Origin of the sequence: Burkholderia sp. AU30280, assembly GCF_020420125.1 — a bacterium.
Classification (GTDB): Bacteria; Pseudomonadota; Gammaproteobacteria; order Burkholderiales; family Burkholderiaceae; genus Burkholderia.
Map to the genome: position 1 here is coordinate 30,064 of NZ_JAIZRY010000022.1, position 16,683 is coordinate 46,746.

Below are 16,683 nucleotides of genomic sequence, written 5' to 3' on the forward strand. Positions count from 1 at the left end.
GGCAGGACGCCTGCGTCTCTCTTTTCCCGAGCCACCGTCCTGCCAGCAGGCGGACGGTGCGCGCCGTAGTCATTCCCGTGCACGCTTGAACACGACGTCGATGCGTTAGCCGCGCCTCGCGCGACGCAAGCGTGTTCGCGCGGACATTCCCGTCACGACGCGCCATCGATCCGCCGCCGCGGCAACGATCGATCGGCATGCCCGCATCCGACCTGTCGATCCAGCCTCATTGATTCGCATACCTGATTTAATCAACGGAACTTTCCGATACCGGAGCCCGATCATGTTCGAGATCGACAAGCAGTACACCCGCGAATTCATCCACACCGCCTGTGGCGGCAGCAAGCAGGCGTTCCTGCCGACGAAGAACGGCAAGGTCGTGGCCGCCTGCCTGCGCACGGACCTCAACCCGCACGCGCCCGACGTGATCCTCTGCGACGGCAGCGCGTCCGCGCGAGCGGCCGGCAGGACGCTCGCCGCGCAACGCGATGCGATTCCGGTGTTCATCCGCATGGCGACGGACGCGTACCGCTTCGTCGGCCAGTACGTCGTCAGCGAATCGCTCACCGCGCCGCTCGACTGCGCGCCTTACGTGCGCAACAGCAGCTTCACGCCCGGGCAGATCTCACGCGTGCTCAAGCTCAAGCGCTGCTGATACGCATGCGGGGCGCATCGCGCGCCCCGTTCCGGCCATCTTTCATACAGGAGCAACAATCATGCTTGGCCTGACGTTCTGGAAACACGTGATCGGCGAGCGGACCGATGCAATCCGCGATGACAGGGCGGCTGCACACGACCGGCACCGGCGGGTGTCGAGAACGCTCGTGCTGACCAGCGCCGCGGTGGCGTTCGCGGCGATCGCGTTCGGCGCACCGGTCGTCGGCATTTCGGTCTTTTTGCTGACGACGCTGCCGTTCGTGCTGTCGGGCACCTGAAGGCGTGGGTATCGAGCGCGTCGCGCGCGCCGCGACGCAATCGATACACCATTTTAATGCCGGCCCCCAACGTATCTGACACCGTCTTTACGCGGTTTTGTCTAGGATTTCCCTGTCATCCCGACACGGAGAGATCCGCATGCAAACGCAGCAGGCCGCCTCCGGCGGCCACCCCGACCTTCCCCGCCGACGCGGCGGCGCACCGGACACGACCCGGCTGGCCGCCGCCTGCCCGCCGGACAACATCCTGCTCGACGTGCCCGTCGAAAGCGCGATCCAGTTGTTCGACCTCGTCGCGCGATATATCGAGCGCAGCAGTGGCGTATCCGCCGAACGGATCAGGACCGAACTGATCAAGCGCGAACAGCTCGGCTCGACCGGCCTCGGCCAGGGCGTCGCGATTCCGCATGCGCGTGTCGACGGGCTTCGCTCGGCCGTCGCGCTATTCGTTCGCACGCGGTATCCGTTCACCTTCAACGCACCGGACCGCAAGCCGGTGCGCGAATTCATCGTGCTCGTCCTCCCGAAAGAAGACGACCGCGCGCATCTCGAACTGCTCGCCGACGCGGCGCGGTGTTTCAGCGAACGCCCGTTCCGGCAGGCATCGCGCGACGCGCAGACGCCGCACGAGATTCACCAGCTGATGCAACGCATGCATTGATGCCGCACCGTGCGGCGACAGGCATTCCCTTCATCCATTCGGATTCCCATGTTCCCAGACCCTGAAAGTTCCACCCCTACGTCGCGTCGCGTGGCCGGCCTGGCGCGCTCGCTGCCGTTCATGCAGGCCCTGCACGGGCAGACCGTCGTCATCGTCGAGGGCGGCGCCGCGAGCGATGCGCGCGCCCGCCAGGCGTTCGCGCAGGATGTCGCGCTGCTCGCGCTCACCGGCGTTCGACCGATCGTCGTCCAGAGTGTGCCGGCCGCGTCCGGTACGCAATCGATCCACGCCGTTCACGCGGCGATGGCAGGCGTCAATCACGAGCTGGTGCGCCTGATCGGCAGTCACGGCGCCAAGGCAATCGGCATCGACGGTCACGATGGCGGCCTGCTGGTCGCGAGCGTAGATCCCGACCGCACCGGCACGAGCGCGATCGCACGTTTCGACGGCACCGCGCTGAACGCGTTTCTCGAAAACGGCCTGGTGCCCGTCGTGATGCCGGTCGCCCCGGACGACGCAGGCCACGATCACCTGCTGCGCGCCGAACGGCTCGGCAGCCTCTTCGCGCAGCGCACGAGCGCCGTCACGCTGGTGATGATGGTCGAAAGCACGCTGCTGCGCGAACTCGGCGAGCTCGCCGGGCTTTACGGCATCACGGAACTCGAGCACTGGCTTGCCGAGCACCCGGCCGCTACTGCGGCGTCCTGCGTGCGCGAAGCGCTCGATGCACTCGCACACGGCGTGCAGAACGTCCATCTCGCCGATATCGGGCAACCCGAATCGCTGATCGACGAGCTGCTCACCGAAGAAGGGTCCGGGGTCGTGTTCTGCCGCCGCGGCAACACCGACCTGCTGTCGGAAACCCGCCGCTACTTCGCGGATTCGGCGAGCGTGCTGCGCGACGGCTTCAGCGTCGAGCAAAAGCAGGTCGTGCGGTTCTGAAGCGTGTAGCGATCGAACGCTTGCGGCGACCCGCGCGGGCCGCCGCAAGCGAATGGCGTCAGCGCCGCGTCGCGAGACGCCGCACGACGCTCACCAGCGCATCGACCTCGTCGCACGTGTTGTAGAACGCGAGCGACGGCCGCACGGTTGCCTCCAGGCCGAAACGCCGCAGGATCGGCTGGGCGCAGTGATGCCCCGAGCGCACCGCGATGCCCTCTTCGTTCAGCGCCTGCCCGACCTCCTCGGTCTCGTAACCCTTCAGCACGAACGACAGCACGCTCGCCTTGTCGCGCGCGGTACCGACGAGCCGCACGCCCGGCACCGGCGCCAGCACGCTCGTTGCATACGCAAGCAGGTCGTGCTCATAGCGCGCGATGTTCTCGATGCCGACCCGGCTCACATAGTCGAGCGCGGCGCCCAGCCCCACCGCATCCGCGATGTTGCCGGTACCGGCCTCGAACCGGTTCGGCGGCGGCTGGAACACCGTACGCTCGAACGTCACGTCCGCGATCATGTTGCCGCCCCCCTGCCACGGCGGCATGTCGTCGAGGATCGCGCGCTTGCCGTACACGACGCCGATCCCGGTCGGCCCGTAGATCTTGTGCCCGGAGAACACGAAGAAATCCGCATCGAGCGCCTGCACGTCCACGCGCATGTGCGAGATCGACTGCGCGCCGTCGACGAGCGCCTTCGCACCGGCACGATGCGCAAGCGCGACGATTTCCTTCACCGGCACGACCGTGCCGAGCGCGTTCGACACCTGCGTGACGGACACGATCCTGGTGCGATCGTTGAGCAGCTTCCGGTATTCGTCGAGCAGCACCTGCCCCGAATCGTCGACCGGAATCACGCGCAGCGTCGCCCCCTTCTGCGCGGCAAGCTGCTGCCACGGCACGATGTTCGCGTGATGTTCGAGATGCGACACGATGATCTCGTCGCCTTCGCCGACGTGCTGCACGCCCCATGTCTTCGCGATCAGGTTGATCGCCTCGGTCGTGCCGCGCACGAACACGATTTCATCCGGGGACGCCGCGCCGATGAAACGCCGCACGGTGTCCCGCGCATGCTCGTATGCATCCGTCGCGCGACCGGCCAGCGCATGGGCGGCGCGGTGGATGTTCGAGTTCTCGTGCGCATAGAAATACGCGAGCCGGTCGATCACGGCCTGCGGCTTGTGCGTCGTCGCCGCATTGTCGAACCACACGAGCTGCTTGCCGTTGACGCGCTCCTGCAGGATCGGGAAATCGCGGCGGATCGCGTTCACGTCGAACGGCGGGTGCGCACCCTGATGCCACTGACCCTGCGGCTCGGGTGCCTGCGCATCGTCGACGAAGTAGCGCGGCACGTCGGCGCCCGACGCACGCGACACCGGCACGTCGCGATGCACGGCGAGCAGCTCGCGCAGCACGTCGTCGCCCGGCAACCCGAACGCTTCCGGCGATGCGAGGCCGTTCGACGGCACGACGATGTCCTGCGGCGTCGCCTGCCAGCCCTGCAGCGAACCATCGGTGAAGTAGTACGGCGATGCTTTCGCCGCGCCTTCTTGCACCGGCGCATTCGCTTGCGGCACGCCGAGCGCCGCGCCGCCGACGCGCGGCTCGAGCGCCGGCGCGATCGACACGACGGTGTCGGGCAACCCGTTTTGAGCGGCTGCATGCGGCGCGAGCGCGGGTGCGCGGTTGCCGAGCGACAGCACGTGCGTCGGTGCGGACGGCGCGAGGTTCGCGCCGGGCACTTTCCCTTGCGGGAGCGCGAGACCGGGCACGCCGGTGCCCGCGCCGCCCGGCCCTGCGAGCGGCGAGCCGCCCGGTACCGGGTTGCTCACCGACGCGAGGATCGGTGCAGCGGCCGGCAATGCCGACGGCACGCCGCCAACCGCACCGCTGCCCGCCGACAGCCCGGGCGCGGTGGCCTGCCCGGGCGGTGTCGCGAAGAACTCGGACGCGAGCCGCGCAAGCGTCGCCGGGTCAGGCAAGCCGGCCGGCAGCGGCGCGTGCGGCAACGCGTGCGCGTCGCCGCCGGCCAGGCCGGGATTAACGGTAGGTGTCGGGATAGTCATGGAACTTGGCGATTTCGACATCATCGAGGACAGCCAGCGCATCCGGCGAATGGACCGCGAGCGAGCAATACAGCGAGATCAGGTACGACGCGATCGCCTGGTTGTTGATCCCCATGAAGCGCACCGACAGGCCCGGGCCCTGCTCGCCCGCGACGCCCGGCTGATACAGGCCGACGACGCCCTGCCGCTTGTCGCCGACGCGCAGCAGCAGGATCTTGGTCTTGCCGTCCGCGACCGGCACCTTGTCCGACGGGATCAGCGGAATGCCGCGCCACGTGAGGAACTGCGAGCCGAACAGGCTGACCGTCGGCGGCGGCACGCCGCGCCGCGTGCATTCGCGGCCGAACGCGGCGATCGCGAGCGGGTGCGTGAGGAAGAACGCGGGTTCCTTCCACACCTTGGTCAGCAGCTCGTCGAGATCGTCGGGCGTCGGCGCGCCCGTCAGCGGGAAGATCCGCTGGTCGTCAGTCACGTTTGCCAGCAGCCCGTAGTCGGGGTTGTTGATCAACTGGCTTTCCTGCAGCTCCTTGATCGTCTCGATCGTCAGGCGCAGCTGTTCCTTGATCTGGTCGTGCGGACTGCTGTAAAGATCGGAGATCCGCGTATGCACGTCGAGCACCGTGCTCACCGCGTTCAGGAAATACTCGCGCGGCTGTTCCTCATACGGCACGAAGGTCTGCGGCAGCACGCTTTCGTCCTCGAGCTGCGTGCACGCGGCGCGCACGGCTTCCGGGTTCTTCACCTGGTTCAGGCGATAGATGCCGGCCTCGACCGGCACCCATTGCAGAAGATGGGTCAGCCAGCGCGGCGTGATCGTGGAAAGCTGGGGGACGGTCTTGGTAGCGTTCGCTAGTTGGCGGGCGGCGTGATCGCTCAGCGCGGCCGTGCCGCTTGCAACGGTCGACATGTGGGGCTCCGGGTTCTTTAGATGAAAAACGGGATTGCTTATGACGCTCGACGATTATCGGAAGCACGCACCTGCCGGCTCAACATGCTATAGCCGTCATGTCGCGTGCAACCGAAAGGGAAACGAAACGGGGGCCTCAGGCGACGTACACGCCCGGCAGCAGCGTCGAGATCGACACGTCGAACGCGCGCGCGATCTTGTCGGCGGTGACGATCGACGCGATCGCCTCGCCGCGCTCGATCTCGCCGACATACGAGCGGTTCAGCCCCGCATGCTCGGCAAGCTGCTCCTGCGACCACGTGCGCGCTTCGCGCAGCTTGCGCACGTTGGCGCCGAAGTGATGGATGAGGTCGCTCATCGGGCCTCCTATGCAACCCGCGCCGCCGCGCGCGGCGCGGCGTTCGCTTCGCTGCGCAGCACGGCCTGCGTGATGTTCGCGCCGGCCGGCACGTCCTGCGTGAGCCACACGTTGCCGCCGATCACCGCGCCGCGCCCGATCGTCACGCGGCCGAGGATCGTTGCGCCCGCATAGATCACCACGTCGTCCTCGACGATCGGATGGCGCGCCAGGCCCTTCTCCAGGTGGCCGGCCGCGTCGCGCGGAAAGCGTTTCGCGCCGAGCGTGACGGCCTGGTACACGCGCACGCGCTCGCCGATGATCGCCGTCTCGCCGATCACGACGCCCGTGCCGTGGTCGATGAAGAAGCCCGCGCCGATGCGCGCGCCCGGATGAATGTCGATGCCCGTCTCCGCATGCGCCTGCTCGGCGATGATCCGTGCGAGCAGCGGCAGGCCGAGCCCGTACAGCTCATGTGCGAGCCGGTGGTGGATCATCGCGAGGATGCCCGGGTAGCACAGCAGCACTTCGTCGACGCTGCCGGCCGCCGGGTCGCCGTGGAATGCGGCCAGCACGTCGCTGTCGAGCAGCCGGCGAATCTCGGGCAGGCGCGCGGCAAATGCCTGCACGGCTGTCGACGCGACGTCATCGACGTTTTCGACCAGCACGTCGGCATTGCGCTGGCGCGCCGCGTAGCGCAATTCCAGCTTCACCTGTGCGAGCAGCGCATTCAACGCCGCATCGAGCGCATGGGCCACGTGAAAATTCTCGCTCTCCTGGCGCAGGTCGGGCGGCCCGAGCCGCATCGGGAACAGCACGCCCTTCAGCCCGCCGATGATCTGCGCGAGCGCCTCGCGCGCCGGCAGGTCGCGCCCGCCCGGCTCGAGCGAGCGGCGCTGCTTCTCGCGCCACGCGCGGCGCACGGTCTGCAGCGATTGAACGATGTCGTCGATGTCGAATGCGGCCATGCTGCTTTCTCCCTGTAACGGCCGTGAATCAGTCCTGCACCCACGGCAGGCCGCGAAAACGCCAGCCATTGCTGCCGCCGCGATGCTGCCGTTCGTCGAGGTCGCCCTCGAACCCTTCGAGCACGTTGAATACCTGCGCAAAGCCCCCCTTCGTCGCGGCCTCGGCCGCCTGCGCCGAGCGGTTGCCGCTGCGGCACAATAGCAACACGACGGCCGCCTTGCCGGTCTTCGCCTCCAGTTCGCGCACGAAGCGCGGGTTGCGCGTCAGGCTCGTGCCCGTTGCCCACGGCACATGCAGCGACTCCGGTACGTGGCCGACGAATTTCCGTTCCTCGGCGGTGCGCACGTCCACCAGCACTGCGTCGCCGGCAGAGAACAGCGCCCATGCGGCTTCCGGCGCGACGCCGCCCGCATAGGGCGTGCCGGCCGCTGCTGCCGCCGCGCGCGCGTCTTCGAGCGCCTGCTGCGCGGCGGTTCGTTGTTCCAATGCAACCGTCATGACACGTCCTTGTTTTCGTTGATTCGTATGATCAAAAAACACCGGGAATGCGGCCGTTGCAGCTTGCGTGCTGTCTATAGCCGTCAGCGCCACTATGCGAGTGCGGCCGGGCAAGCAGAACCAATAAAAATTCATTTCCTAATCAGCGGCGCGAGGAATGCAATAGCCGGGGAGCGTGAACGGGCGGATCCAGGTGGGGAGTTTTGCGGCGGCCGGAGGCCATCGCCTGGTGCGCGAGATAGCGGGTGGGGAATCAGAACGATCGAGACATGACGCCGGGATGCGAGAAGCACGCCATCGGCCTGGTTGTCGCCTTGTCTTCGGAAATGAGCCTCTGCGCGGCGCGGGCGCATGAACCCAGTATTTGAGTGTCCGTGATCTGCTGCGGATTCAACCCGTCGATGCAACACACTTGAGGCCGCATGGCAGCGACGCGTGTTGCAATGAAACAGAGGTGGCGGATCGACTATACAGACGGTCAGAAGGCGTCAATGCGGGAGCGCGGGCGACCGGCTCTCATCGCGCGGACTCGCGCGCGCGATCCAAGCGGCCATTGACGGCCCTGTTCGAGGCATCATGACACTGGCTCGGCCGCGACGGATCACGCAATTTCATCTTCGACACACTCTCCGCCAACTTTGGCCAACGCATTCAGCAACCCTGCTCGCAGCGTGATCAGCGCGAGATGCTTTGCGTCGAGTTCAGCGAGCTTTGCTTGCAGGCACACGACCTTTTGCTCAACGCCGAACGTCGGACTTTCCCATACATGGACAACGTCGCCAATTTCCGCCAGCGTGAAGCCCAACGCCTTCGCGTGGACGATCAGCCGTATCCGCTGTAACGAAAGTTCCGAATAGTGCTTGTAAGTGTTCGTCGCGTTAGGTTGTGGTGTTTTGTCCAGCAGGCCCATACGCTCGTAGTAACGGACGGTGTCGCGCGATACACCCGCCCGCTTGCATAGCTCGCCGATGCGCATGCTGCCTCCAATCAATGTCGTGGAGCGTCATTTACGCTTGACCGTTGCCTATAGTCAACGGTTTAGAGTGCAACTCCCGTTCCACTCCATCAGCAGGCCATGAGCAAATCTTTCGATTTTCGCGGTAAAACAGCACTCGTCACGGGTGCATCGTCGGGTATCGGGCGCGCGTTTGCCTATGCGTTGGCCGAACGCGGGGCGAGACTCCTGCTGGTCGCACGCTCTCACGACACGCTGCGCGATCTGGCCGCGGAACTGCGACGCGACCATGCGTGCGACGCCCATTTCCTGACGGTCGACCTGAGCGCGGCCGACGCCGTCAACACGATCGATCGTCATCTGAAGGCGACAGGCATGTTCGTCGATGTGCTGATCAACAATGCGGGCTTCGCGGCTTACGGGCGCTTTGAAACGATTCCGTTGACGCGCCAGCGCGATGAAGTTCAGGTGAACTGCATCGCCGCGGTCGAGCTGACTCATCTTCTGCTGCCGGGGATGCAAGCGCGATCCGATGGCGCAGTCATCAACGTCGCGTCAACCGCGGCATTCCAGCCCGATCCGTATATGGCGGTCTACGGCGCGACGAAAGCCTTTCTCCTGTCATTTTCGGAGGCCGTCTGGGCTGAGAACCGGCATCGGGGCATCCGGGTCGTCGCACTATGTCCTGGTGCGACGCAAACGGCCTTTTTCGACGTTGTTGGCGCGAGGGAGGCTGCAGTCGGCGTGCCGATGCCGGTCGCGAACGTGGTGCAGGATGCGTTGCGGGCGCTCGATCGCAATCTGAGCTATCGGGTTGTGGGAGCGCGAAATCGACTGCTTGCGAACTTGCAGAGACTATTGACCCGCCAGATGTCGGCTCGCCTCGTTGAAAAAATCCTTCGCCCGAGAGAAGTTCAGGGTCTCGCGGCAACAGATATCGAGGCGTAGGGTTGTGCTGTTTCCACACGGCAGTCTCTCGACGTTGCGATCCGCAGATCGCCTTCGGCGGATACCCGACTCACCTCGTTGCCCAGTTCGCTGAGCAAACGCTCATGGAGCGTCCGCAGGCAGTTCCAACGCAGCAGGTACCCTCTCCACGTGCGGCGAGTTCAGGAATGCCCGCAAATGCAGGAGGCGCTTGTTCCTCATCGCTCGATGGCTCGGACGCCGCGTTCACGCAGATAGCCGCATACCAGGCCGTTGAGTTCCCGCCGCACCTCGGGTACCCCGAGCGTGCCGCGCAACGCGGCGGCGTGGACCGTGCCTTCCACGGCCGCGGCGAGCACCTGGGCGGCAATCGTATCCCGCGGGTCGGCGGCGTGCGGCGCGCCTGGCCGGATCAACGCCTGGTAACGGCGCAGGTATTCCACCTCGAATGCGTCATTGCTTGAGCGCGCCGCGAGTGGGACTTCTTCGAGCAGCACCCGATGCACCCTCTGATCCGCCGAATGGATCGCGATGATGCCGTCGATCAATCGAGCGGCCCGCGTCACAGGCGGAATGGCGTCGTCGCACGCGCCGGGATCCGGCAACGCAGCAAGTACTGCACCGAGGTGACGCGCACGGATCGCCTCGGCCAGCGCCAGCTTGTCGGGAAAGTATTGATACAACGATCCAATGCTTGCGCCGGCGACGTGGGCCACTTCGTTGGTCGTGAACTTCGCCCAGCCGCGAGCGGCGAGAACGTGAGCAGCAGCCTCGACGAGTGCATCGACCGTGGCGCGCGAACGCTGCTGCCTGGGGACTCGGCGGCCCGATGGAGGGGGAGCGGAAAAGCGAGTAGCCATGGCTGTGGATTCACGCAAAAATTTCACTATACCTTCGCAGGCAAAACGTGTCGCTCGGCGATGCTGCCTGCGCCGGATCGAAGGAGTCCCCCATGGATTTGCATCCCCGTGTTTCACGTCAGGTTCAACTCGCCACCCACCCGGATGGCACGCTCCAGTCGGCTCATTTCTCGATTGTCGAGACTTCCTTGCCGCCTTTGGCGCCCCATCAGGTGCTGCTACGCAACCGGTGGTTCCGCATCTCGGTGTCGACGCGCCTGATGTCCAGCCGCGACGCGAAAGAGATCAAGGGCATTCCGTTTCCGCCCCTCAAGCCCGGCGACGCCCTGGCGGACGCGGCGATTGGCGAGGTGATCGCCGCAGGGCCGGAATCCGGACTGCAGGTGGGCGAGATTGTCCTGCATCCGCTGGGTTGGCGCGACTATGCGGTCGTCGACGCGCATCGCTGCGAGGCGTTGCCCGGCGAAGGCCTCGATGCCGCGGCTTACCTCGGTCATGGCTCGACCGCCTATGCGGCGCTGACGCGTGGAATACAGATCAAGCGGGGCGACACGGTGCTCGTATCGAGCGGAGCAGGCGCCATCGGATCGATGGCCGGACAGATCGCGCGCAGGCTCGGTGCCGGGCGAGTCATCGGCAGCACGCGCAGCCCGGACAAGGCGGCGTGGATGAGGCGGGAGCTCGGCTATGACGCGGTGATCGTGCGCGACGGTAGTCCATTCGTCGCGCAACTGGCCGACGCTGCGCCTGATGGCATCGATGTTTTCGTCGACATGGTTGGCGGCGAACAATTGAGCGCCGCCGTGGGGCTGGCGCGAGAGGGAGCGCGTTTCGTCATCCTGGGCGCCCTCGTCGCGGAACTGAGTGCCGAGCACGCCAGCTCTATCGCGCCGGCCGAGATCGATACGTTTCGGCTTCCGATCAAGGGCATCACGCTGCGCGGCTACAGCGCATGCGAAGACGATCCCGGTGTGATCGACGAATGGTTGGACCGCCTGCACGAATGGCGGCAAGCCAGTGCGATTTGTCTGCCGTGCACGACCTTCCGTGGCCTCGACAATGCCCCGGCGGCATTGCAGGAGGCGTGTGCGGGCAGGCTCAAAGGCGTGGTGCTGGTCGAACTGTAGTGCGGCGGCTGGCCAGATGAAGCGGGATAGGGATGTCGATCTTCCAGGAGAAGTCAGTGACGAATGCAAGTGTAGCGATTGTCTTTCATAGCCGTTATGGCCATACCGCACGGCAGGCGATGGCCGTAAAGGAAGGGGTCGCCCGTGCTGCCGGCGCAACGGGATTTCTTGTCGCTTGCGAGGACGCGCCAGCGCGCTGGGACGAACTCGCACTTGCCGACGCAATCATTTTCGGCGCGCCGACTTATATGGCGGGCGTGTCGGCGGAATTCAAAGCCTTTCAGGAGGCGACCTCCAGTGCGGTGATGTTCAGGGGCTTCCTGTGGAAGGACAAGATTGCGGCCGGATTCACGAATTCCGGCGCGCACGCCGGAGACAAACTGTCCACGCTTGTGCAGCTTGCCTTGTTCGCCGCCCAGCACGGCATGCACTGGGTCAATCTTGGCCTGCCTCCTGCCAATAACTCGACCACGGGCTCGGCGGAGGATCTCAATCGGCTGGGTTTCTGGTTAGGTGCGGGCGCGCAATCGAATACGGATCAAGGGCCCGAGGCCGCGCCTCCCGAAGCGGATCTCGCCACCGCGCGCCACCTCGGCTGGCGCGTCGCCGACGCGGCGCTTCAGTTCGCGCGGGGCCGCACCGCGTCGTCTGGTCGAGATCGCCAGGATCGTCAGGATGACAAAATCAATCTGTGACTGCATGGGCGCCCGCCCCGCGAGCCAGGTGACTCGCCACTATGATGATCTCCTGGCCGCCCACTATTCGTGGATGAGCGGCGCGACGGTCAGCGATAAGGCCGCCGAGCAGAAAGCGCTTCTTGCCGAGCTGGGCTTGAACTGCGGACCGAAGGCCGTCGCCGTCGATCTTGGGTGTGGACCGGGATATCAGTCCATGGCGCTCGTCAATCTCGGCTACGGCACTGTCATTGCGATCGACACCAGCCGGGATCTTCTCGCGGAATTGGAAAAGGCGGTGGACGACGATCGGGTCACGCCCGTGTTTGCCGATCTGCGCGCCTTTCCAACCCTGGTCGAATGCGGCTCGGTCAGTGTCATCGTTTGCATGGGAGACACGCTGACACATCTGGAACGGCAGGACGATGTATCGAGACTCTATCGGGACGCCTACGATGCCCTGGAACCGGACGGGCGCCTCGTGCTGACTTTCCGTGATCTTTCACGAGAACGGGTGGGACTGGAGCGTTTCATCCCGGTTCGCGCCGACGACAAGCGCCTCATGACTTGCGTGCTTGAATACGAACCTGAAAACGTTGTGGTCACCGATCTGATCCATGTGCGTGAGGGCGAGGCATGGAGGCTCTACAAGAGCAGCTACAAGAAGCTGCGCCTGTCACCCGCAAGCCAGGTCGCAGAGTTGCAACGGGTCGGATTCACAGTGGATCACGACAGGTCAGTCGGTCAAATGCACGCAATCTCGGCGAAAAAGTAGTTGATTGCCGAAGCCGTTTGCGGAAGTCTGCATCTCATGGCAAAGACTGCGTACTCAATGCGCCGACGAAGCAGCACGCTGCCGAATCCGGTCGAAGCATTGCATCGGCGACGGTTTTGCCTTTCCGTCGCATTGAGAACGCCTCGTTCCAGTGACTTTTGCAACCGTACTCGGTGCTCGTCTACGTCGAGGGCTTCACCAGCCCGCTCTACGTGTTCGCGTGAGGTCGGCGCATCAAGCACGAGACGCTCGGCGATCCCCTTCATCTCACGTCTGCCGGGTCGAGTGCGGTTCAGGCAGCATGGCATGATCTGTACCGGGATAAATGCTTAATCTTTTTTCATGAGAGTACGTCGGTTAGGCTGGAGTCCTTCAATCAACGGAGACTCCATTCGCATGAATCCAAGAATTGCGGTTTTGCCCGGTGACGGCATTGGTCCTGAAATCACGGCGCAGGCCGTCAAGGTACTCAACGCGCTTGATTGTTCCTTCGAACTGGAAGAAGCACCAGTTGGCGGTGCCGGCTATGCCATCCACGGCCACCCGTTGCCCGAGCGTACGCTCGCGTTGGCAAAATCAGCCGACGCTATTCTTCTTGGCGCCGTTGGCGACTGGCAATACGACAAGCTCGAACGACCACTGCGACCGGAACAAGCGATCCTCGGCCTGCGCAAGCATCTGGCCTTGTTCGCCAACCTGCGTCCTGCGATGCTGTATCCGGAACTGTCAGCAGCATCGACGCTTAAGCCAGAAGTCGTTGGCGGTCTCGACATCCTGATCATCCGCGACCTGACCGGCGACGTGTATTTTGGCGAGCCGCGCGGCACGCGTATCGCACCCGACGGGCCATTCCAGGGTCATGAAGAAGGATTTGACACCATGCGTTACAGCACGCCGGAAATCGTTCGCGTGGCCCATGTCGCCTTTCGTGCCGCGCAAAAGCGCAGCAAGCGCTTGTGTAACGTCGACAAGGCCAATGTGCTCGAAACCTCGCAATTCTGGCGTGACACGATAACAAGGGTGGCCAGCGAATATCCCGACGTCGAGCTCTCACACATGTATATCGACAACGCCGCAATGCAGCTGGTGCGCGCACCGAAGGCGTTTGACGTGATTGTCACCGGCAACCTGTTCGGCGATATCCTGTCGGACGAAGCGGCGATGCTGACCGGCTCGATTGGCATGTTGCCTTCTGCGTCCCTCGATGCGAATGGCAAGGGCTTGTATGAGCCGTCACACGGATCTGCGCCGGACATCGCGGGCAAGGACATCGCGAATCCGCTTGCGACCATCCTGTCTGCGGCAATGATGCTGCGCCATTCTCTGAACCTCCCCAATGAAGCCCTGCGCATTGAGACGGCGGTCAAGCGGGTGCTCATGCAAGGGCTGCGCACGGCTGACATCTGGGAAGCCGGCACGCGCAAGGTCGGCACCAGCGAGATGGGCGACGCGGTCGCTGCGGCACTCCCGACGCAAGAAGCCATTTCGTAAAAGCTGCTGTGTCTGCCGTGAAGTGCCTCAGTCGATCATGCTGTAGAAGGTAGGACCGCTGCTGCATGAACGTCCGAATGTCCGAAATGGAGTGCGAATCCCGCCCGATGTGAAGGGCAGCACCCGACCCGCATCGGTCTGCGCTCCGAATGAACGACTCCCGACCGCTGCAAGTCAATCACCGGACATCCCAACAATCACGACCGCACCGGCGTAAAGCCGTCGGCGCTCCAGTCCTCGCTGCCGACCCCGTGATGGACGAAAAAGAATCCCTCGGGGTCGTAGCGGTTCTTGATCGCTTTCAGCCGCGCATAATTCACCCCCCAAAACGCTTCGCGCCAATCTCCACGGAAAAAATCTGCTTCCGAAAGATAGGAGCCACTTTGTGGTGACAATGCTTTAAGAACGGCCGCAGCTTTGGCCACACGCTCGGCTTGGCGATATGCCTCCGTCATGTCAGGCGGCGTGATCGGGAGACCCGCAAACGGCGGCGGACCGCCCGCAGCCACAATCATCAAGGCGAACGCGTCGGCGACTTTGGGATTCATCGCGCACTGACGTGCGTGCTCGTTTACTTCCGCAGGGGCACCGGCGAGTCCTTTGTTGACATGCAGTTCCACGGCCTGAAATTGAGCGGCCTCCACGAGCGCCCCGGCAAGCTCGCCGCGTCGGGCGGCTGCGAGAAGCGTCGCGGGCAGCCATTGTGACGCGTAGCCGTACAGAAATAGGGAGGCCTCGTCTCCATCGCCTCGCCACCAACCGTGCCGGGTAGCCGCTCCGGCTCGTGGGTCGGGCACCAGCCCCGGGTTGGCCTTGATATCCCACCAGCGGCGTGCGGGACCGGCGCCGATTCGAGGTTCGTCATTGAAGGCGAAATCTGCCGGTAAGGCGCGTACCCAATCGATGAAAGGTGCCCAGACCGATTTGGCTCGTCCGTCGTTGAGGCCCTGACACACCATCGACACGTGGACTTCGTCTTCGTGAAACACAAGCTGCTCGCCCCATTGGGGGTTGAACAGGTTTTCGGCATAGTGGCCGACGAGCCGTTCAACCAGCCGCCGGTAAGCCTCACGCGATGACGCCTTGACCGTGAACTCAGCCCAACCAAAGTGCTCAGGCAGATCGTGGGTCTGCAAAGTGAGCCTGGTCACCACACCGAAACTGCCGCCACCTCCGCCTTTCAGCGCCCAGAACAGGTCGGGCTCCCGCGAGGCGTTAACGGTGCGGACAACGCCGTCAGCGGTGACGATCTCGGCCTGGAGCAGGCTCGCGGCCGCCAATCCGTAACGCTTCGAGAACGATCCGAAACCGCCGCCCTGAACGAGGCCGGCCACCCCCACGCTCGCACAACCGCCTCCCTGGACGTATCGCCCAGCCTGGGTGGTGACGGCCGTGTAGACGTCGATCCACATGCAGCCGGCCTCGACAGTCACAGCCGATGTCGGAGGCATCGACGAGCCCAAGGGAACGAATGCATCGTGTAGCTCGATGCGGTTCATCGCGCGTGTCCAGATCAAAAGGGAATCCGGCGCGTTCGAGCCGCCCAGATAACTGTGCCCTCCGCCTTTCACCACCAGACGCAAATTGTGTTGGCGCACGAAATCGATGCCCGCAACCACGTCGGCGGTAGAACGGGCCGCCAGAGCGTACGCGCTCGCGCGGGGTGTCCATCCGTCGAGCCACCCTGAGATCTGCGTGCCGCCAGGATCGTCACCGAGCGCGATCGGGTTTCGCGCTTCCTCCAGGCGAGCTAGACAATCGGGCGTGCGGGGCGCTTGCGCGCACGTCTCCCAGATGGTCGTCGGTCGCATCAAATTTCCACCCACTGCGCGACTCAGCGCCTCCCATTCCTCAGTGTCCGGCCACGCAGGATCGCCAGGCCGAACGCGGCTTGTTCCAGCCACGGCTGGAATCACATCGGCAAAAATCGAGGGGGTTGGGAGGAAAGGCAGCGCGGCAACACCCTTCAGAAGGCATCGTCTCTTCATGACGTCTCGTTTTCTCACCGTGAGCGAATCGGCTTGGCGAACCATCCTTTCCGGATTCTAAAGCGAGCCCGGTTCGCTCCGTCGAGCGAATGACCGCTGCAATAGAGCAAAACGACATCCTATTGTCAGCGCGACATCGTGGACGGGTGGTCGCGATGGCTGAACCGAGCCTCAGAGCAACCCTGAGGCCGGCGGACCGGCCGGCTTCGGCCACAACCTTCAAGTAACTTTAGAGGTCAACGTTGAGTGAACAAAGCTCCAAGTAGAATGAATCTCGACACGTCTGTCGACTCCACTGCTGCTGCCCGCATCACCGGTGCATGCGCAGACGTCCCTGAGCATTCCTGTACATCGGTCACCGATAACGCAACATGCACGGCATCGTCGGGTGCGCCGTGGACAAACACCTCGCTTCACTGGCAAGCGCCCGATGTTTCAATGACGATTCTCAACAACACGAGTGTCGGTTTCTCGTGCGTCGCCAACTTCCACCCCGGTCATATTTCCGTCATGCCTGGTGTTTTGGACGGAAATCCCAACATTGCGACGGCAGCCACGATTCAATCGAGCTGCTAACC

Annotated in this window: 18 protein-coding genes; 10 read left to right on the forward strand and 8 right to left on the reverse strand. The window is 64.3% G+C overall.

What is annotated here, in order from left to right:
- Positions 1 to 283: 283 nt before the first annotated feature.
- From LGN17_RS34455 to LGN17_RS34470, 4 genes are all read left to right on the forward strand, one after another.
- A complete protein-coding gene (locus LGN17_RS34455) occupies positions 284 to 655 on the forward strand; it encodes a DUF6697 family protein (protein WP_039354345.1) in 372 nt (123 codons plus the stop codon).
- 61 nt (positions 656 to 716) lie between these two features.
- Positions 717 to 935: a hypothetical protein gene (locus LGN17_RS34460; protein WP_226201287.1), complete on the forward strand. Its 219-nt coding sequence runs from the start codon at positions 717 to 719 to the stop codon at positions 933 to 935.
- 139 nt (positions 936 to 1,074) lie between these two features.
- On the forward strand, positions 1,075 to 1,596 hold the full coding sequence (locus tag LGN17_RS34465; protein ID WP_226201288.1) for a PTS sugar transporter subunit IIA: 522 nt from the start codon (positions 1,075 to 1,077) through the stop codon (positions 1,594 to 1,596).
- A gap of 48 nt (positions 1,597 to 1,644) precedes the next feature.
- Complete coding sequence (locus LGN17_RS34470; RefSeq protein ID WP_226201289.1) at positions 1,645 to 2,538, forward strand: acetylglutamate kinase; 894 nt, start codon at positions 1,645 to 1,647, stop codon at positions 2,536 to 2,538.
- A gap of 58 nt (positions 2,539 to 2,596) precedes the next feature.
- On the opposite strand, the gene LGN17_RS34475 is transcribed toward LGN17_RS34470, so the two are convergent.
- From LGN17_RS34475 to LGN17_RS34500, 6 genes are all read right to left on the reverse strand, one after another.
- The gene (locus LGN17_RS34475; protein ID WP_226201290.1) at positions 2,597 to 4,597 is read right to left on the reverse strand and encodes a family 2A encapsulin nanocompartment cargo protein cysteine desulfurase; all 2,001 of its coding nucleotides are present in this window, start codon (positions 4,595 to 4,597) and stop codon (positions 2,597 to 2,599) included.
- Entirely contained in the window at positions 4,572 to 5,504 is a 933-nt protein-coding gene (locus LGN17_RS34480) for a family 2A encapsulin nanocompartment shell protein (protein WP_021156739.1), read from the reverse strand. Before LGN17_RS34480 ends, LGN17_RS34475 begins: the two co-directional genes overlap by 26 nt.
- 136 nt (positions 5,505 to 5,640) lie before the next feature.
- Entirely contained in the window at positions 5,641 to 5,862 is a 222-nt protein-coding gene (locus tag LGN17_RS34485) for a helix-turn-helix domain-containing protein (protein ID WP_175965646.1), read from the reverse strand.
- Between the two features lie 8 nt (positions 5,863 to 5,870).
- Positions 5,871 to 6,809, reverse strand: a complete 939-nt coding sequence (gene epsC / locus LGN17_RS34490) for a serine O-acetyltransferase EpsC (RefSeq protein WP_226201291.1) — start codon at positions 6,807 to 6,809, stop codon at positions 5,871 to 5,873.
- A gap of 28 nt (positions 6,810 to 6,837) precedes the next feature.
- Positions 6,838 to 7,308 carry a rhodanese-like domain-containing protein gene (locus LGN17_RS34495; protein ID WP_226201333.1) on the reverse strand — a complete coding sequence of 157 codons (471 nt, stop codon included), beginning with the start codon at positions 7,306 to 7,308 and terminating at the stop codon, positions 6,838 to 6,840.
- 601 nt (positions 7,309 to 7,909) lie between these two features.
- The gene (locus LGN17_RS34500) at positions 7,910 to 8,284 is read right to left on the reverse strand and encodes a MerR family transcriptional regulator (RefSeq protein WP_226201292.1); all 375 of its coding nucleotides are present in this window, start codon (positions 8,282 to 8,284) and stop codon (positions 7,910 to 7,912) included.
- A gap of 99 nt (positions 8,285 to 8,383) precedes the next feature.
- Here LGN17_RS34500 and LGN17_RS34505 point away from each other — a divergent pair, with 99 nt between their 5' ends.
- Positions 8,384 to 9,211: an SDR family NAD(P)-dependent oxidoreductase gene (locus LGN17_RS34505; protein WP_226201293.1), complete on the forward strand. Its 828-nt coding sequence runs from the start codon at positions 8,384 to 8,386 to the stop codon at positions 9,209 to 9,211.
- Positions 9,212 to 9,408: 197 nt separating this feature from the next.
- On the opposite strand, the gene LGN17_RS34510 is transcribed toward LGN17_RS34505, so the two are convergent.
- On the reverse strand, positions 9,409 to 10,050 hold the full coding sequence (locus LGN17_RS34510) for a TetR/AcrR family transcriptional regulator (protein ID WP_226201294.1): 642 nt from the start codon (positions 10,048 to 10,050) through the stop codon (positions 9,409 to 9,411).
- Positions 10,051 to 10,142: 92 nt separating this feature from the next.
- Between LGN17_RS34510 and LGN17_RS34515 the strand changes: the two genes are divergently transcribed.
- The 4 genes from LGN17_RS34515 (at position 10,143) to leuB (ending at position 14,117) form a co-directional block, all read left to right on the forward strand.
- Positions 10,143 to 11,177, forward strand: a complete 1,035-nt coding sequence (locus LGN17_RS34515; RefSeq protein ID WP_226201295.1) for an MDR family NADP-dependent oxidoreductase — start codon at positions 10,143 to 10,145, stop codon at positions 11,175 to 11,177.
- 32 nt (positions 11,178 to 11,209) lie between these two features.
- Complete coding sequence (locus tag LGN17_RS34520; RefSeq protein WP_226201296.1) at positions 11,210 to 11,872, forward strand: flavodoxin family protein; 663 nt, start codon at positions 11,210 to 11,212, stop codon at positions 11,870 to 11,872.
- Positions 11,853 to 12,626, forward strand: coding sequence for a class I SAM-dependent methyltransferase (locus tag LGN17_RS34525; protein WP_226201297.1), 774 nt, complete (start codon positions 11,853 to 11,855; stop codon positions 12,624 to 12,626). The genes LGN17_RS34520 and LGN17_RS34525 overlap by 20 nt, the downstream gene beginning before the upstream one ends.
- 396 nt (positions 12,627 to 13,022) lie before the next feature.
- A complete protein-coding gene (leuB, locus tag LGN17_RS34530) occupies positions 13,023 to 14,117 on the forward strand; it encodes a 3-isopropylmalate dehydrogenase (RefSeq protein WP_226201298.1) in 1,095 nt (364 codons plus the stop codon).
- Between the two features lie 197 nt (positions 14,118 to 14,314).
- On the opposite strand, the gene LGN17_RS34535 is transcribed toward leuB, so the two are convergent.
- Positions 14,315 to 15,928 carry an FAD-dependent oxidoreductase gene (locus LGN17_RS34535; protein ID WP_226201299.1) on the reverse strand — a complete coding sequence of 538 codons (1,614 nt, stop codon included), beginning with the start codon at positions 15,926 to 15,928 and terminating at the stop codon, positions 14,315 to 14,317.
- Between the two features lie 444 nt (positions 15,929 to 16,372).
- Between LGN17_RS34535 and LGN17_RS34540 the strand changes: the two genes are divergently transcribed.
- On the forward strand, positions 16,373 to 16,681 hold the full coding sequence (locus LGN17_RS34540; protein ID WP_226201300.1) for a hypothetical protein: 309 nt from the start codon (positions 16,373 to 16,375) through the stop codon (positions 16,679 to 16,681).
- Positions 16,682 to 16,683: the final 2 nt, after the last annotated feature.

Bases quoted from the DNA above. Each gene is read 5' to 3' on its own strand.
- LGN17_RS34515 (WP_226201295.1), top strand. From the start codon at position 10,143: ATGGATTTGCATCCCCGTGTTTCACGTCAGGTTCAACTCGCCACCCAC.
- leuB (WP_226201298.1), top strand. From the start codon at position 13,023: ATGAATCCAAGAATTGCGGTTTTGCCCGGTGACGGCATTGGTCCTGAA.
- LGN17_RS34470 (WP_226201289.1), top strand. From the start codon at position 1,645: ATGTTCCCAGACCCTGAAAGTTCCACCCCTACGTCGCGTCGCGTGGCC.
- LGN17_RS34535 (WP_226201299.1), bottom strand. From the start codon at position 15,928: ATGCGACCGACGACCATCTGGGAGACGTGCGCGCAAGCGCCCCGCACG.
- LGN17_RS34465 (WP_226201288.1), top strand. From the start codon at position 1,075: ATGCAAACGCAGCAGGCCGCCTCCGGCGGCCACCCCGACCTTCCCCGC.
- LGN17_RS34505 (WP_226201293.1), top strand. From the start codon at position 8,384: ATGAGCAAATCTTTCGATTTTCGCGGTAAAACAGCACTCGTCACGGGT.
- LGN17_RS34510 (WP_226201294.1), bottom strand. From the start codon at position 10,050: ATGGCTACTCGCTTTTCCGCTCCCCCTCCATCGGGCCGCCGAGTCCCC.
- LGN17_RS34475 (WP_226201290.1), bottom strand. From the start codon at position 4,597: ATGACTATCCCGACACCTACCGTTAATCCCGGCCTGGCCGGCGGCGAC.
- LGN17_RS34540 (WP_226201300.1), top strand. From the start codon at position 16,373: ATGAATCTCGACACGTCTGTCGACTCCACTGCTGCTGCCCGCATCACC.
- epsC (WP_226201291.1), bottom strand. From the start codon at position 6,809: ATGGCCGCATTCGACATCGACGACATCGTTCAATCGCTGCAGACCGTG.
- LGN17_RS34525 (WP_226201297.1), top strand. From the start codon at position 11,853: ATGACAAAATCAATCTGTGACTGCATGGGCGCCCGCCCCGCGAGCCAG.
- LGN17_RS34455 (WP_039354345.1), top strand. From the start codon at position 284: ATGTTCGAGATCGACAAGCAGTACACCCGCGAATTCATCCACACCGCC.
- LGN17_RS34485 (WP_175965646.1), bottom strand. From the start codon at position 5,862: ATGAGCGACCTCATCCATCACTTCGGCGCCAACGTGCGCAAGCTGCGC.
- LGN17_RS34495 (WP_226201333.1), bottom strand. From the start codon at position 7,308: ATGACGGTTGCATTGGAACAACGAACCGCCGCGCAGCAGGCGCTCGAA.
- LGN17_RS34500 (WP_226201292.1), bottom strand. From the start codon at position 8,284: ATGCGCATCGGCGAGCTATGCAAGCGGGCGGGTGTATCGCGCGACACC.
- LGN17_RS34480 (WP_021156739.1), bottom strand. From the start codon at position 5,504: ATGTCGACCGTTGCAAGCGGCACGGCCGCGCTGAGCGATCACGCCGCC.
- LGN17_RS34460 (WP_226201287.1), top strand. From the start codon at position 717: ATGCTTGGCCTGACGTTCTGGAAACACGTGATCGGCGAGCGGACCGAT.
- LGN17_RS34520 (WP_226201296.1), top strand. From the start codon at position 11,210: ATGTCGATCTTCCAGGAGAAGTCAGTGACGAATGCAAGTGTAGCGATT.